The organism is Mediterraneibacter sp. 210702-DFI.3.120 (genome assembly GCF_020561005.1).
Lineage (GTDB): Bacteria > Bacillota > Clostridia > Lachnospirales > Lachnospiraceae > Mediterraneibacter > Mediterraneibacter faecis.
Genome location: NZ_JAJCNG010000004.1, coordinates 96,154 through 113,255, shown reverse-complemented (window position 1 = coordinate 113,255; position 17,102 = coordinate 96,154). Strand labels below are relative to the sequence as shown.

Genomic DNA, 17,102 nt, shown 5'->3' with positions numbered 1-17,102 from the left:
GGTGTCGCACTAAACGACACCCTCTTAATTTTTGTTAATTATTTCATTTTTTCTGCTTATTTTGTTATCTGTTTTCCCACTTATGATAAATCGCCTCAAGTGCATCTACCGCACCATCGATTCCAAGAAGACTTGAATTCAGCAGAATTGCATTCGCTTCAATACTGCCCCACTTACGGTCTGTTCTACCTTCATAATACAGGCGTCTCTCTCTGTCAATCTTCTTAATCTTATCTACAGCCTCTTTCTCGGAAAGCTTATAGATATCCATGATTCGATTGATTCTATCATCCTTATAAGCATAGATAAATGTATTCACAACATTTGAATAATCCCCAAGAACATAATCTGCGCAGCGTCCCACGAAGATTCCCGGTCCGCGTTCCGCCAGCTTGCGGATGATTGCTGACTGTGCGTCAAAAAGTTGATCACTTAATGGTTTCTCCACTTCCGGACTGAGCATAAATGTAGTATAATCACCCATTCCAATATAATAGCTTGATAACACATTTCCAAGTCTCGTCTCATCTACTCTTCCAGCATCTTCGTTCGAAATTCCAAGATCTCTTGCTGCCATTCGAATCAGATTGTGATCGTAAAGAGGAATGTTCAGTCTCTCTGCCAGTCTGTTTCCTACTTCATGACCGCCACTTCCGAACTGTCTTCCAATTGTAATAATTGTGTGATCCATCATAAGCAAGTCCTCCTTTTTCTGATAATTCTATTCTATCACTCTTTGAATTAAGAAAAAAGACTTTCTTCCTGTTTTCCGCTAACAATTTTGTAATACTGTTTCGAAGTCACCATGTAGACAATGATATAGAATAATGCAAATACTAAATAGGAGCACACTGTCACCAGAATCAGGAATTTTCTGTCAGAAAAAGCAAGCAGATGCACCATTTTTTCTATCATTGGAAATGCAAATGCCGTATGAATTCCGGCAGCCACAAGAGGCAGGAAGAATACTGTCATTACCTGAGAATTGATCGTCTGACGCACTTCTTTCTGTGTCATCCCCACTTTCATCAGAATCTGGAATCTGTCCTGATCCTCATAGCCTTCTGTAATCTGTTTATAATAAATGATCAGCACCATTCCAAGAATGAATACGACTCCAAGAAGGATTCCAAGGAAGAACAGACCGCCGTACAAAGCCTGGTAATCAGCTCTTGATGCGGCTCTGCTGTCTGTAGAAGCTCCAAAAAATAGGGTATCTGATTCCTCTGATTCCTGTTCAGCCAATGCATTGATTTTCTTGTCAATCTCGTTTTGAATCTGGATCTGCTCTTCATCTCCACAGGACAGATCAAAATTGTAGTACCATTTCTCATAAGAACCATTGACACCGTAAACGGAAACATTTCCTTCTTCCAAAGCTTTTATATCTTCCAGTCCGGAAACCACCAGATAGAAGCTGCTGTTCATATTTGCCATATTATTTCCATTTGAAATCATTTTATCCAAATGTCCTTTAATCCTCCATGTCCCGGAATTCTCCACCGTGATCTGATCATAGGGGAAATCGGAATCTTTCGCATACAGATACGCTTCCCCGGAAGCAAGCTCCAGATTCGTCCCCATGATCCGATTATACGCTTCCAACGGCAGAGCATAGAACATTTTTAAATGATCAAATGTATTCACTTCATTGACTCCCGGAGCATTCTCCGGATTAAAATAGATTTCATTTTTTGAAACAATTCCACTGACTGTAAGCATCCGGTAATTCTCCGGATTCTCCGCGGTCTGGTTATGTTCTTTCAAAACCTTCTGTACAAGCTCTATAATCTGTCCATTCTGATTCTCTTTCATTTCTTCCGTCTGCTCCGGTTTCGTGTACATCTCAATCTGGACAGATTTCGGATATCGAAGATTCAAGCCATGTTCCATACTCAGATACAGGCTGGTTGTAGAAGATACCATAACCAGAACCATTGTGGACAGAATACAAATAGACGCTAATCCTGCCCCATTTCGTTTCATACGGTAAATCATGGATGAAAGTGAAATAAAATGATTTGTTTTATAATAATATCCTTTCTTTTTCTGCATTATTTTACAAAATGTGACCGAGCCGGCAATAAATAACAGATACGTTGCAAGGATTACCAGCACGACGGCAACCACAAACCAGATCATCGCTACAAGCGGATCTTTGATTGTCAGGGATAAATAATAAGCCACACCAAGCAGAAGCAACCCGAGTACTGCAAAGATCCAGTTTGCCTTCGGAGGTTTCTCTCCTGTCTTTTCACTTTTTAAAAGTTCTACAGGTTTTAACCGATAGACGGACACGATCATCCGAAGCATGATTAATGCAAAAATGACCAGGAATAACAGTGCCGTAGCCACAAGTGCCGGAACACTGATTTTCATAGAAAGTCCGGCATTACTTCCAAGTATCTTCGCTGCCAGAAGTTCCCCTAATTTAGAGAACAGGATTCCTCCCACGATTCCTCCTGCAATCGTCAGAACACTGATGATCAGATTCTCAAGAACCATGATTTTTACAAGGTCAATTTTTCCCATTCCAAGGATGTGATACAACCCAAACTCTCTCTGTCGTCTGCGGATCAGAAATGAATTCGTGTAATACAGAAGGATCAGCGAAAAGATTGCGATCACACCGGAACCAAATCCAAGGATCATCTGCATAGTATCCCCACCTTTGATCTGGGCAAACTGCGGACTCACTGCAAGATAATCGATCAGATAGAACATCATAACCATACAGATACATGTGATCAAATACGGAAGATACAGCTTCTTATTTTTCTTAATTCCATTAACGGAAAGTTTCAGATAAAGTCCACTTTTCATCGTCTCTCACCACCTGTCGCAAGCATTGTAAGTGTCGCTGAGATATTCTGATAGAACTGTTCATCTGTCTGTTCGCCTTTATATACCTGGTGGAAAACTTCTCCGTCTTTAATAAATAACACTCTCCCGGCCTTGCTCGCTGCTTTGACAGAATGTGTTACCATAAGGATCGTCTGTCCCGATTGATTGATCCGCTCAAATACCCCGAGCAATTCATCCGTTGATTTCGAATCGAGTGCCCCGGTCGGCTCATCCGCCAGGATCAGTCTCGGATCTGTGATCAGCGCTCTCGCCACTGCTGCACGCTGCTTCTGTCCTCCTGATACTTCATACGGATACTTCTCCAGAAGTCCTGCAATTCCAAGTTCTTTCACGATTGGCATCATCCTGACATTCATTTTCCTGTAATCAACTCCCTGCAGTACCAATGGCAGTAAGATATTGTCCTTTAGATTAAATGTATCCAAAAGATTGAAATCCTGAAATACAAACCCAAGATGATCTCTCCTGAACTTGGACAGATCCTTCTCACGGATTGCTGATAACGGTTTTCCATCCAGATAAACTTCCCCTTCAGTTGGTTTATCCAATGCTGCCAGCATGTTCAGTAATGTCGTCTTCCCCGAGCCACTCTCTCCCATGATTGCTACATATTCGCCCTCTTCTACTGAGAATGTCACCTTAGAGAGTGCCTGTACCTGATTACCGCCAAAACGGGGACGGTATATTTTTTTCAAATTTTCTACTTCCAAAACTGTCATTTCTTACGACCTCCTCTTCTTTCTTTCAACATCCTCAGTATAGCAATACAGCCAGAATGCCAACATTGATTTCTGTGACATTCCAGCTGTCTGATGTGACAATTTTGTCACTTGCTTCTCTCTGTGTGATTTAGTGATTTACTCTGCTCTCAACGGATACTCTGCCAGATCTATTGTAAAACTGCTGCCTTCCCCCAACTTTGACTCAACTGTAATCTGATGCCCCAGTTTCTTTGCCGCCATCTGACTCAGATACAGACCGATTCCCGTTGATTTCCGTTCCATTCTTCCATTATATCCCGTATATCCTTTTTCAAAGATTCTCGGCAGATCTTCCGGTGCAATTCCCATTCCGGTATCTGTAACCGTCAGTTTCTTTTCTTCACTGACAGTGATCGTCACTGTTCCTTTCAGCGTATACTTCACTGCATTGGATAACAACTGTTCAATAATAAACGAAAGCCATTTCTCATCCGTCAGCACAATCTGGTCTGTCCCTTCATAGATCAGACGGATTCTCCTTCGAATAAACTGTCCTGCATATTTACGGATCGATTTTCTTACAATTTCATCCAAAGGATACCGTGCGATCACTAGATCCTTCGTGCCACTGTCAAGACGCACATACCCAAGTGCCATCTCCACATACTGCTCCACCCGGAACAGTTCAGCTTTCAAATTCTGATTCGTCTCGGTATCTTCCTGCTGGAGTAATACATTCATCACAGCAATCGGTGCCTTGATCTGATGCACCCAGGTTGCATAATAGTCCTCCATGTCCTGACCGGACTTCTCCCATCTGGCATGTTCTTTTCTTTGCTGTTGTTCTTCTTTCCTGATCAGTTCCTGATATCCTGACTCAATCCCATCTTGTGCCACCGGAAGCGAATCCTCATAAGGTCCTTCTCCTTGCAGCAAATGCTCCAGCTTCTGCCTGGTTTTCTTATACCGCAAATATCCACAAAGTAAAAAAAGTAATCCAAACGCCAGACACAACACTGTCGGATAAACCGCTGCCTTCAGATTAATCTCTTCCAACACAAAAATCAGGAAAAAGATTCCCGCACACAGCAAACTCCACAGAAGCACAAATCGGATTCTTTTCAAATATTGTAAAAACATTTTTACTCCTTCTCGATGATATATCCACCGCCGACTTTCGTCTTGATAAAGCCTTCCAGTCCCGCTTTTTCCAGCTTTTTCCGAAGTCTTCCGACATTGACTGTCAATGTATTCTCTTCGATATAATTGTCTGTCTCCCACAGCTTTGTCATCAGCGTGTCTCTGCTGACCACGCGTCCTTTATTCTCCATCAATGTCTGTAAGATGCGAAATTCATTCTTTGTCAACTCAATCTTTTCTCCATTATAAGTCATTGTTGTATCATAAAGGTTCAGGATTGCTCCTCTATGTTCCAGCATCGGCACTTTTCCTGACAAATCATACGTTCTTCTCAGCAGAGCCTGAATCTTCGCTGTCAGTACACTTAAGTCAAATGGTTTTGCCACAAAGTCATCTCCGCCCATATTCATCGCCATGATAATATTCATATTATCCGCTGCTGAAGAGATAAAGATCACCGGAACGCTCGATATCTTACGGATCTCGCTGCACCAGTGGTATCCATTATAAAAAGGAAGCGTGATATCCAAAAGCACCAGATGTGGACCGTACTCTGCAAATATCTCAAGAACCTTTGCAAAATCTTCCACATAACGTGCTTCATTTCCCCACGCTTCCATCTCTTTTTTAATTGCCCCTGCCATCACAAGGTCATCTTCTATGATTAGAATCTTATACATTCTGCGGATTCTCCTTTCGCTCTTATCCACTACTATATATCATAGTATACAGTATTTCAAGAGCACACGGTCATACCGTATCTGGCGAGATAACCCGCTGGATATGGATTGCAAGAAATCCGATCTCTTCTTTTGCGACCGGCTGTTTCAGCTGTCTGGACATATAGTCACACACTTTCTTCGCCGCCTCTCCGGTCCTTGGGTAATTCTGAAAAATAAAATCATTAAAGTCTGCATTCGTCCCTTCGCCTTTACGGGTTCTCAGAATCATATAATACATATGGCTCATCAGACGTGTACACCCAAGTGAGCCGCTCTCCAGCTTCTGATCGAATTCCTGTTCAATCATGGCAATCCCTTCATTTACAATTCTGGTCGCATCCAGAGTCTGGGATACTGCCTCATCTGAAAGACCTGCATGGATATGTAGCGTAATGAATCCGACTTCATCCTCTGAGATTTCATATCCTGTCAGCTGCTGTATAATTTCCCGCCCTTTCAGGGCCACTTGATACTCCTCTCCAAACAACACACGGATATCCGGTGTAAATGGATTCGGAAGCTGGCGGTTCTCCTTCGCTCTCTTCGCTGCAAGCGCAATATGATCTGCCAACGGAAGCAGGATCTCATGATTGATCTTCTGAAACACGTTCTCTGCTTCTTCAATGATCTTTCCTGTTGCCTCAATAAACTCCGGGCGGATTCCATTGACTGTTTTCAGAACAGACTCCTGCTTTCTTCTTGTGACAAGGGAATATACTTTGGCTCCGGGAAGTTTCTCGATCTGTTCTGTAGGTTTCTTTCCAAATCCCACACCGTTTCCGAGAAGGATCATCTCCTTCCCTGTCTCAACATGATATACAAGAATCCCATTATTATTCAGAACTTTAATGACTCGATACATCCCCCCGGAGCCTCTCTTTCTCTTAATTCAAGCTTACGATTTCTGCTGTCTTCTCAAGCTTCTCTACTTTTCCGCTCTTAGACATTCTGATCTCTTCACCTTCCTGAAGACTTGTAAATACAACCATACATTCATCGGATTTTGCATGCTCTTGGATATATTTTATATCAAAACCTATCAGTTTGTCACCCTTTTTTACTCGGTCTCCGTCATTTACAAAAGTTTCGAATCCTTTTCCATCCAGATTTACAGTATCCACGCCAATGTGAAGCAGATATTCGGTTCCGTCATCACTAGTCAGACCAACTGCATGTTTTGATGGGAAGATAAAAGATACAGTTGCATCTTCAGGCGCATAAGCCATTCCCTCTTCCGGGCGAACCAGATAACCGTCTCCCATCATTTTCCCTGCAAATGCTTCGTCACACGCTTCTTCGATCGGTGCTGCCACTCCTGTGAATGGAGAGCAAAGCTCTTTCTTTACAGTTCCGGCTGCAACAGTTTTGTTCTCATCTTTCTTCGCTTCATCTTTTGTTTCTGCACATTTATTCGTTTCTTCTGCGCTGTTTTCGTTTTCTCCCGGAAGATATTCCACATCCGGAGCTTTCTCCAGATAATCTTCCAGATTGGATTTAATAACAGAAACAGCCGGTCCGTAGATTACCTGGATTCCCTGTCCTTTTCTTACGATTCCGGATGGGGATGTCATTCTTAAGACATCTTCATTTACCAGTTCCGGCTTTACTACCGTACAACGAAGTCTTGTCGCACAGCAGTCTACATCAGAAATGTTTTTCTTTCCACCAAGTCCTCTTGTGATCAGTGCGCTCTTCTGATCTTCCGGTGTCATTTCATTTTCAGAATCTGCATCATTTCCATCTACTTTTGCTTTATAATCAGATTTTGTATACAGCTTCGTTTCCGCATCATCATCTTCTCTTCCCGGTGTCTTCAGATTCAGCTTCAGAATCAAAGTACGGAAGATGATATAATATAAGAAGAAATAAATAATTCCAACCGGGATGATTCTGATCCAGCTTGTCTTAGCATTTCCCTGAAGGATACCGAAAAGGAACAGATCAATAAATCCACCGGAAAATGTAAGTCCTACTGCAATATTTAACATATGCGCGATCATATAAGCAGATCCGGCAAGGATCACCTGTACCGCAAAAAGGATCGGTGCTACAAACAGGAATGAGAACTCCAGTGGCTCTGTGATTCCGGTCATCATACATGCAAGTGCTGCAGAAAGCAGAAGTCCGCCTGCTTGTTTCTTCTTCTCCGGTTTTGCACACTGATACATTGCAAGTGCCGCACCCGGAAGACCAAAGATCATGAAAATAAATTCCCCGGAAAAATATCTTGTCGCATCCGCACTGAAATGTACTGTGGATGGATCTGCAAGCTGCGCAAAGAAGATGTTCTGACCGCCCTGTACCAGCTGTCCCGCAACTTCCATTGTTCCTCCAACCGCTGTCTGCCAGAATGGAAGATAGAATACATGGTGAAGTCCAAATGGAATCAACGCTCTCTTAATAATACCAAAGATCAATGTTCCAATATAACCTGTTCCTGTTACAAGTCCGCCGAGTGCATAGATTCCATTCTGAACGGTTGGCCATACAAAATAGAGTACGATTCCGACAGCCACATAAGTCAATGTTGAAATAATCGGAACAAATCTTGATCCACTGAAGAATGACAGTGCATTCGGAAGCTGGATTTTGTAAAACTTATTATGAAGTGCTGCTACTCCAAGTCCAACGATAATACCGCCAAATACACCCATCTGTAATGTCTGGATTCCGCAGACACTTGTCACAGTTCCTTCCAGAACTCCGGCTCCAAGTGTTCCGTCTGCAAGAAGATCTCCACGGATCAGAAGCATGGCATTCATTGTTGCATTCATTACAAAGAAAGAGATCATTGCCGCAAGTGCTGCAACTTCCTTCTCTTTCTTCGCCATACCGATTGCTACACCGACAGCAAAAATGATCGGCAGGTTATCAAAAATAATACTTCCCGCTTTGCTCATAATTGTGAGCAGGGAATTCAGAATTGTCCCCTCGCCTAAAATTGCCTGAAGATGATATGTCTCAATCATCGTTGCATTTGTAAATGAACTTCCTACTCCAAGCAGAAGTCCTGCTACCGGAAGAATTGCGATTGGAAGCATAAAACTTCTTCCGATTCTCTGCAATACTCCAAAAATCTTGTCTTTCATCTGTAATCCTCCTCGTATCATTTCTCACAGAGTTGACGCATCCCATAGTTTCTTGTGCTGGCACAGTTCTGCAACTTACTTATCCTATACTATAATGCGCAAAAAAGGCATAAACTAATCCTCAATAACCAAGTCCACCTTATCTGGTGAACTTATTAAGGATAGTTTATGCCTGCTTTACCAGTAACACTCTATCGTGCGCTTTTCTCTTTTAACCACGTATAGTATAACCATACTCACTTCCAACAGTCAATCTGTAATATTCAACAATATTTATCCTGTTTTTTTGTTGAATATGTTACTTAGTGATTATTTTAGTAAATTAAAGTTTTTCTTTTGATTTAAATTAACTTCTCTTCATTTTACGCTTCTGGCTTCTGCTGATTTGCTTTTGTAATATCCAGACGTACATTCACACCAAATGGATTGATTGCAACTCCCTTTGCATCCGGAATCAGTATCTCCGGAATCTTATCCGCCGGGATTGCTGCTGTCTTCATCTTCTTACCCTGTGCAAATCTGGTAAATTCTATCATATCTGTAAAGATCGGCTGATACAGACTTCCGTCCGGCTGTCTCAGAAGTGGAACCTGATTATCTTCCTGAACTCCTACGATAAAGGTTCCTTTCTTATAATGCGCCATCATCTCTTCCTGAAGTTCCTTCACATTCTCCGGCATCTCCGGTCCGATATTGCGGTGCATCTCCTGCATCAGGTACATCGCTGTCAGATGAAGCTCCGGATTCTCGATCAGTTTCTTTCCATCAGGCAGTTCTTCCTTATTCTTACGAACTACAAGCTGTTCCAGCTGAACCCTGATCTCCTCCTCTGTACCAACATTCACTGCCAGTGCATTCACGCCCATTGTATACAGGTTTGTAAAAAATCCAAGTCTGGCATTCTTTTCAATCTTGGCAATTCCTACATGATAACGATCTTCTGCAAGCGTCTTTGCCTTTTCCTTTGCAGACTCTTCCTGATAATAAACCAGAACCTCGTCATCAAATGTCTCTTCATCACAGAGGACAAACGGCATCTTCGTCACACCTGACATGATCACATAAATCTCTTCGAGATTTCGCAGATTCACCAATGCCTGCTTCATCTCTGTACTGACAATTACTTTATTCTCATCCATCTCTTTGTTTTCCTTTCTGGTTGCTTTTCTTTATATTAATGTGAGTGTCAAAAGTAAATTTTGCCACTCACTGATGTAACCGGATTGCTCCATTGCTATGCAATTCCCGCAATCCTCGAACACCTCAAACTCCCATAAAATGAGGTATAAATATGATACACCCTATGATCACAGCCATGATTGCCGTAAAAAGCACTGCACCAGCTGCCGTATCCTTCGCGATCTTAGCAAGTGGCTTTCTCTCTTCTGTCACAAGATCGACAACAGCTTCCACTGCCGTATTCACAAGTTCCAGTGAGATCACCATTCCAAAAAGGAGAAGACAGATACACCATTCCATCGGTGTTAATCCTACAAAGGTTCCAACTGCTGTTACAAGAATCACTGCAAGGCAATGAATCTTCATATTCCTCTCTTTTGAAATCCCTGTCCAGATTCCTTCAAAGGCATAACCAAAGCTTTTGAATAAAGGCTGTTTTCGATTCTTCATTCGTAGTCTCCTTTCGGATTCGTATCATAGATCAAGCAACAAATCTAATATCTATGATACCACATCTGGCTCCTTATCAAAAGAGGTATTTTCCTATTATTATCAAAAGAAGACTCTGATTTCGAATCCCAGATCCTTTTCACTTATTTACAAGCTTCAACCATACTCTTTACATATTCTGCAACATACGGCACACAGTCTTTTCCGTATTTCTCACACAACTTAACGATTGCACTTCCAACGATCGCACCGTCTGCGCTCTGACACATCTTCGCCGCCTGCTCCGGAGTGGAGATTCCGAATCCGACTGCACATGGAATATCATTTTCCTCTTTTACGAGCTTCACCATTGCTCCGATATCCGTCGTGATCGCGGATCTTGTTCCTGTTACACCTAGTGAGGAAACACAATATACGAATCCCGATGCTTCTTTTGCAATCATCCTGATTCGGTCATGAGAAGTCGGTGCAATCAATGAGATCAGATCGATTCCGTACTTTTTGCACACGATGTCAAATTCTTCTTTCTCTTCAAATGGAACATCCGGAAGAATCAGACCATCCATTCCGACATTTTTCGCTTTCTCAAGAAATCTTTCTGTTCCGTAAGAGAACACAACATTTGCATATGTCATAAAAACAAGTGGAATCTGTGTATTCTGACGGATTTCTTTTACCATATCGAAGATCTTATCTGTAGTCACGCCTCCTGTCAGCGCACGCAGATTTGCTCCCTGTATAACCGGTCCTTCTGCTGTCGGATCGGAAAATGGGATTCCAAGCTCGATCAACGCCGCCCCTGCTTTCTCCATCTCATAGACGATCTGTTTCGTCGTCTCAAGATCCGGGTCACCACATGTGACAAATGGTATAAATGCTTTCTTCCCTTTTAATGCTTCCTGTATTCTACTCATGAAGATCCTCCCCTCTGTAACGTGCGATTGCTGCACAGTCCTTATCGCCGCGTCCTGAAATATTAATTACGATAATCTGGTCTTTTCCCATCGTCGGCGCAAGCTTTCTTGCATATGCAACTGCATGTGCACTCTCGATCGCCGGAATGATTCCTTCTAATTTAGAAAGGTACTCAAATGCATCGACTGCCTCATCATCTGTGACCGCTACATATTCTGCTCTTCCCTTATCATAAAGGTCTGCATGCTCCGGTCCGATTCCCGGATAATCCAGTCCGGCTGAGATTGAGTAAACCGGTGCGATCTGTCCGTACTCATCCTGACAGAAATAAGATTTCATTCCGTGGAAGGTTCCAAGCTTACCGGTCGCGATCGTTGCAGCTGTCTCTGCTGTATTCACGCCGCGTCCTGCCGCCTCGCATCCGATCAGACGCACGCCTTCATCTTCAATGAAATTATAAAATGCACCGATTGCATTGGATCCTCCGCCGACACAGGCAAGCACTGCATCCGGGAGTTTTCCTTCTTTTTCAAGGATCTGCTCCTTGATTTCTTTAGATATAACTGCCTGAAAATCACGCACGATCTGCGGAAATGGATGCGGTCCCATACAGGATCCGAGTACATAATGTGTGTCATCAATTCTTCTTGTCCACTCACGCATTGTCTCCGAAACAGCATCTTTTAAAGTACCGGTTCCACTTGTAACCGCGTGTACCTGTGCTCCGAGAAGACGCATTCTGTATACATTCAGTGCCTGACGCTCTGTATCTTCTTTTCCCATGAAGACTTCACATTCCATTCCCATCAGAGCCGCTGCTGTCGCTGTTGCAACTCCATGCTGTCCTGCACCGGTCTCAGCGATCACTCTTGTCTTTCCCATCTTCTTCGCAAGAAGAACCTGACCTAACACATTGTTGATCTTATGGGCACCTGTGTGATTGAGGTCTTCTCGTTTCAGATAAATTTTCGCCCCGCCAAGATCTTCTGTCATACGTGCTGCATAGTATAAAAGAGACGGTCTGCCTGCATATTCATTTAATAATGTATTCAGTTCGTCATTAAATTCTTTGTCATTTTTATAGTAGTTGTACGCCTTTTCCAATTCGATCACTGCATTCATCAGTGTCTCCGGAATGTACTGTCCACCATGGATTCCGTATCTTCCTTTTGTCATGGTTGTCTCTCCTTCTTTCTTGTTTCTATTGTTTTAGTAAATTTATTCATTTATTTGTATACTTTTTTGTTTTCCAAAAAATGTTTACTGCTTTCAAAATTTCTCACAGTTTTCACAGCTTGAAGAATTTTCCCACGATCTTTCTTTCCATCTGTCTCCACTGCACTGCTCAGGTCAATTCCCCAAGGGTGTATTCGCTGTATTGCCTCCGGTATGTTCTCCGGATTCAGTCCTCCTGCGAGGAAATACGGCCGCTTTCTCCATCCTTCCAAAAGACTCCAATCAAATGTCTCGCCGGTTCCGCCTTTTCCGTGATCGAGAAGAATCAGATCTGCACTGCTCGCTGCCGCCGCATCAAGATCTTTTTTCTCCTGAATCGAAAATGCTTTCATCACCGGATGGTCTGTCAGACTTTTCAACTTCTTTATATATGCCTCATCTTCCTGCCCGTGAAGCTGAGCAATCTGAATGGTTCCTTCATTTAATAATTGTGCGACCTCGCCGCAGTCTTTATTGACAAATACTCCGACCGGGCAAATCTGCGATTCAAGATTTTGAACCAGTTCACGAACTTTCGAAATGGATACATTTCTCCGGCTCTTTGGCACATCGATGATAAATCCGCAATAATCCGGTTTTGCCTCATTTATATAGGTAATATCTTCCGGGCGGCTCAAACCGCAGATCTTAATCTTGGGCATGTTCATTTTTTCTTGTCTCATACTATATCTTCCGCTAATTCATATCTAGCTGCCTTCCTGTCTGCTGCTTCAACTCCATCAGTGCTGCTTTCCGATCAGATTTTCTCATCAGAAGTTCTCCGATCAGTACCGCATCGGTTCCATTTTCATAAAGTGCTTTCATATCTTCCACTCCGCGGATACCGCTCTCAGATACGAAAACTGTTTCCGAACTGACCATTTCTCTTAGCCGAATGCTATTCTTGATATCCACTGTGAAATCTTTCAGATTCCGGTTATTTACACCGATAATCTTTGCACCGATCTTCTGTGCTCTTAAGATTTCTTCTTCGTTATGTGTTTCTACCAAAGCAGATAATCCGAGTTCGTCTGCCAGCTGATGATACGCTTTTAACCTGCCATCTTCTAATACCGAACAGATCAGAAGTACTGCCGAGGCTCCCATTGCTTTTGCCTGATAGATCATATATTCATCACAGGTGAAATCTTTTCTGAGTACCGGAATGGATAGATTTTGCACGATTTCTTTCAGATACTCATCACTGCCCCGGAACCAAAACGGTTCTGTCAGACAGGAGATTGCTGCCGCGCCGCCTGCTTCATAGTCTCTGGCGATCTCAACATATGGAAAATCCGGTACGATTAATCCTTTGGAAGGAGAAGCTTTCTTTGCCTCGCAGATAAAGGATAATCCGTCTGCCCGAAGTGCCTGTTCGAATGCAGGGATTTGATCTTTAATTCCTTTTTCTTCCGCCTGTCTTCGAACCTCTTCTAATGGAACTATTTTCTTTTCTTCTTCGATCCGCTCTTTCGTGCGCTCGGTAATTTTCTCGAGTATATTCATACTATTTGTTCCTCTTTTTCTTTCAAGTTGCTTCTTCCATTCTCCCCTGCATAGCCGGGGATCAGACTTTTTATTTATTACTTTCTTCTTTAAACTGCTCCAGCTTCTTCAGTGCAAGTCCTTCGTCAATGATCTGTTCTGCTTTTCTTACACCTGCTTCGATTGAATCTGCTTTTCCTGCAAGATAGATTGCTGCTCCTGCATTCAGGCAAACAGCATTTCTCTTTGCTCCCAGCTCTTTTCCAGAAATGATATCCAATGTGATCTGTGCGTTTTCCTGAGGTGTTCCTCCTGTCAGTACACCTTTTTCGCATCTCTCATAACCAAACTGCTCCGGTGTGATCTCATAGCTTGTAAATGTTCCATCTTTAATCTCACAGACTGTAGTCGGTGCACACATGGAAATCTCATCTAACTTATCCTGTCCGTAAACGACCATTCCGCGGACAACTCCGAGATTCGCCATGACTCTTGCAAGTGGCTCTACAAGGCTTTCATCATAAACTCCCATCAGTTCCATGTTCGCTCCTGCCGGATTAGACAGTGGCCCAAGAATATTGAATACGGTACGGATACCAAGTTCTTTACGGATCGGTCCGACATATTTCATCGCAATATGATAATTCTGTGCAAATAAGAAACAGATCTGAATGTCTTTGAGAAGCTGTGTGCTGCGCTCCGGTGCAACGTCAATTTTCACGCCAAGTGCTTCAAGCACATCTGCTGCACCGGACTTGGAGGATGCTGCACGGTTGCCATGCTTTGCGACCGGAATTCCTGCTGCCGCAATCACAAGGGAGGATGTTGTTGAAATGTTAAATGAATTTGCTCCGTCTCCCCCTGTTCCTACGATTTCCAACACATCCATGTCATGCAAAAGCTTGATGCAGTGTGCACGCATTCCCGCTGCTGATGCTGTGATTTCATCGATTGTCTCACCTTTCATGGAAAGTGCTGTCAGATATGCTGACTTCTGAACATCAGATGCCTTTCCTTCCATAATCTCATTCATTACTTCTTCTGCTTCTGTATAGGTAAGATTTTGTTTCTTTGATAATTTAATAATTGCTTCTTTGATCATTTCTTAATTCTCCTTCAATACTTTTGCATAGTTAATAAAGTTCTCTATCATCTGAAGTCCCTGCGGTGTCATCACCGATTCCGGATGAAACTGTAACCCAAAGATCGGATATTCTCTGTGTTCCATCGCCATAATCTCGTTATCTTCGCTTCGCGCTGTCACAATCAGTTCTTCCGGTAGTGTCTCTTCCTTAACTGCGAGTGAATGATATCTTGCCACCTGGATTGGAAGTGTCAGATTCTGAAAGAGGACACTGTCTGTCTTTACGTCTTTCAGCTGTGATGTCTTCCCATGCATCAGCTGTCCGGCGTGACTTACCGTTGCTCCGAACGCTTCTGCCATCGTCTGATGTCCGAGACATACCCCGAGCATTGGAATCTTTCCTTTCAGCTTCTGAATTGCTTCGATACAGATTCCGGCATCAGAAGGTTTTCCCGGCCCCGGTGAGATTACCAGCGCCTCGGGCGCAAGTTCCAGAATCTCTTCCGGTGTGATTTGATCATTTCGAACGACCTTTACTTTTGAATCAATCTGATCTTTTTGTATGCCGCTTATTTCTGATTCTACTCTTGCGATAAACTGATATAAGTTATAGGTAAAGCTGTCATAATTGTCGAGTAATAGTATCATTCCAATCCTCCTTTCGCAGTTTCCACTGCCTGAAGTACTGCCCCTGCCTTATTTAAACACTCCTGGAATTCATTTTCCGGGATACTGTCTGCTACGATTCCGGCTCCTGACTGTACACGAATGTATCCATTTTTCTTATAAGCAAGACGGATGGAAATGCATGTATCTACATTTCCTGCAAAATCGAGATAGCCGACTGCCCCTCCGTAGATGCCTCTTTTCTCCTGTTCAAGCTCTGCAATAATCTCACATGCGCGGATCTTCGGTGCTCCGGAAAGCGTTCCTGCCGGGAGAATCGCATCGACTACGTCTAGCGCATCTTTGTCTTCCCGAATTTTCCCTGTCACGGTGGAACCAATATGCATTACATGGGAATATCTCTGGATTTCCATATATTTATCAACTTTAACTGTTCCCGGCTGGCTGATCTTGCCGACATCATTTCGCCCAAGATCTACAAGCATGTTGTGCTCTGCAAGCTCTTTCTCGTCTGCAAGTAGCTCTTTCTCCAATTCCTGATCTTCCTCTTCGGTCACTCCTCGCTTCCTTGTACCGGCAAGAGGAAAAGTGCACACCTGTCCGTTTTCAAACTTCGCCAGCGTCTCCGGTGAAGCCCCTGCCACTTCAATATCATCACTTGAAAAGTAGAACATATACGGAGATGGATTCGAGGTTCGAAGCACCCGGTAGGTATCAAAAAGACTTCCTTTTGCCTTCGCTGTCAGCGGATTGGATAAAACGACCTGGAAAATATCACCTTCATAAATGTATTCCTTAGCTTTCTCAACCATCTTGCAATAATCTTCTTTATCCACTCCCGGATGGAACTCTTCTTCTAAAACAAGTGGTCGGAAATCTGCCTGCGCCCCGCTTCGGATCAATCGTTCCATCTCTTCTAATTCCTGCTTCGCGTTCGTATAATTTTCTTCCAGATCACCTTCCAGCTTCACGCCTGTAATCAGGATCAGCTTCTGTCTGTAATTGTCAAATACGATGACACGGTCAAATAACATCAAGTCCGCATCCCGGAAATCTCTTACTGCCGTTTTTGCTGCTGTCTTTCCTGTAGTCTCATTCTTCTCTTCCAGGACTGGCTTTAATGTCGGTTCTGCATATTTGATGTAGTCATAAGAAAAATATCCGACAAGCCCTCCGGTAAATGGAGGAAGTCCCGGAACAACCGGACTTTTATATGCTTCGAGAATTTCTCTTAGAACCTTTCCCGGATGGTCGGTTAAAACTTCCCGTCTGGTCTTATCCTCATCTTCATGCCCTTCGCTGATGATCACACGCCCATCGGTACAAGTGATCTCCATCGTTGGTGCATATCCAAGGAAGGAATATCTTCCCCACTGCTGTCTGTCCTCCGCACTTTCCAGCAGATAGCAATGCTTGCTTGCCGCCCGCAGCGTCCGCATCACACTAATCGGCGTAAATGCATCTGCATACAGCTCTTTGCTGATTGGAACTCGCTTGTATCTGCCTTGTTCAGCGTAGGATCTGATTTGTTCTAATGTCTTGTCCATGTGTATTCCTCCTTGAAGTTATGCTGCAAAATGAATTTCTCTTTTATCCCGATAGGAAATATATGTTTATGGTAGAAAAAAAG

16 protein-coding genes are annotated in these 17,102 nt (G+C 43.1%); all 16 read right to left on the bottom strand.

Features of this window, described 5'->3' with window-relative positions; genetic code table 11:
- Positions 1-64: 64 nt before the first annotated feature.
- Positions 65-694: a cytidylate kinase-like family protein gene (locus tag LI162_RS03955; protein ID WP_015528104.1), complete on the bottom strand. Its 630-nt coding sequence runs from the start codon at positions 692-694 to the stop codon at positions 65-67.
- A gap of 47 nt (positions 695-741) precedes the next feature.
- On the bottom strand, positions 742-2,823 hold the full coding sequence (locus LI162_RS03950; protein WP_020435837.1) for an ABC transporter permease: 2,082 nt from the start codon (positions 2,821-2,823) through the stop codon (positions 742-744).
- Positions 2,820-3,584, bottom strand: coding sequence for an ABC transporter ATP-binding protein (locus LI162_RS03945; protein WP_020435836.1), 765 nt, complete (start codon positions 3,582-3,584; stop codon positions 2,820-2,822). The genes LI162_RS03950 and LI162_RS03945 overlap by 4 nt, the downstream gene beginning before the upstream one ends.
- 138 nt (positions 3,585-3,722) lie before the next feature.
- The gene (locus tag LI162_RS03940) at positions 3,723-4,706 is read right to left on the bottom strand and encodes a sensor histidine kinase (RefSeq protein WP_020435835.1); all 984 of its coding nucleotides are present in this window, start codon (positions 4,704-4,706) and stop codon (positions 3,723-3,725) included.
- 2 nt (positions 4,707-4,708) lie between these two features.
- Complete coding sequence (locus tag LI162_RS03935; protein WP_020435834.1) at positions 4,709-5,386, bottom strand: response regulator transcription factor; 678 nt, start codon at positions 5,384-5,386, stop codon at positions 4,709-4,711.
- Positions 5,387-5,456: 70 nt separating this feature from the next.
- The gene (locus LI162_RS03930) at positions 5,457-6,290 is read right to left on the bottom strand and encodes a PRD domain-containing protein (protein WP_227155791.1); all 834 of its coding nucleotides are present in this window, start codon (positions 6,288-6,290) and stop codon (positions 5,457-5,459) included.
- Between the two features lie 22 nt (positions 6,291-6,312).
- Complete coding sequence (locus LI162_RS03925; RefSeq protein ID WP_227155789.1) at positions 6,313-8,517, bottom strand: PTS transporter subunit IIABC; 2,205 nt, start codon at positions 8,515-8,517, stop codon at positions 6,313-6,315.
- 362 nt (positions 8,518-8,879) lie between these two features.
- Positions 8,880-9,656, bottom strand: a complete 777-nt coding sequence (locus tag LI162_RS03920; RefSeq protein WP_227155787.1) for an SseB family protein — start codon at positions 9,654-9,656, stop codon at positions 8,880-8,882.
- A 124-nt stretch (positions 9,657-9,780) separates the two neighbouring features.
- The gene (locus LI162_RS03915; protein ID WP_118107095.1) at positions 9,781-10,146 is read right to left on the bottom strand and encodes a diacylglycerol kinase family protein; all 366 of its coding nucleotides are present in this window, start codon (positions 10,144-10,146) and stop codon (positions 9,781-9,783) included.
- 143 nt (positions 10,147-10,289) lie between these two features.
- Positions 10,290-11,060, bottom strand: a complete 771-nt coding sequence (gene trpA, locus LI162_RS03910; RefSeq protein WP_227155785.1) for a tryptophan synthase subunit alpha — start codon at positions 11,058-11,060, stop codon at positions 10,290-10,292.
- A complete protein-coding gene (gene trpB, locus LI162_RS03905; RefSeq protein WP_227155782.1) occupies positions 11,053-12,237 on the bottom strand; it encodes a tryptophan synthase subunit beta in 1,185 nt (394 codons plus the stop codon). Before trpB ends, trpA begins: the two co-directional genes overlap by 8 nt.
- A 50-nt stretch (positions 12,238-12,287) precedes the next feature.
- Positions 12,288-12,959, bottom strand: coding sequence for a phosphoribosylanthranilate isomerase (locus tag LI162_RS03900; protein ID WP_207642174.1), 672 nt, complete (start codon positions 12,957-12,959; stop codon positions 12,288-12,290).
- A gap of 13 nt (positions 12,960-12,972) precedes the next feature.
- Complete coding sequence (gene trpC, locus LI162_RS03895) at positions 12,973-13,782, bottom strand: indole-3-glycerol phosphate synthase TrpC (RefSeq protein ID WP_227155780.1); 810 nt, start codon at positions 13,780-13,782, stop codon at positions 12,973-12,975.
- 70 nt (positions 13,783-13,852) lie between these two features.
- Entirely contained in the window at positions 13,853-14,863 is a 1,011-nt protein-coding gene (gene trpD, locus LI162_RS03890; RefSeq protein WP_020435826.1) for an anthranilate phosphoribosyltransferase, read from the bottom strand.
- A gap of 3 nt (positions 14,864-14,866) precedes the next feature.
- Entirely contained in the window at positions 14,867-15,493 is a 627-nt protein-coding gene (locus LI162_RS03885) for an anthranilate synthase component II (RefSeq protein WP_020435825.1), read from the bottom strand.
- Positions 15,490-17,019, bottom strand: coding sequence for an anthranilate synthase component I (gene trpE, locus LI162_RS03880; RefSeq protein WP_055158546.1), 1,530 nt, complete (start codon positions 17,017-17,019; stop codon positions 15,490-15,492). Before trpE ends, LI162_RS03885 begins: the two co-directional genes overlap by 4 nt.
- Positions 17,020-17,102 lie beyond the last annotated feature (83 nt).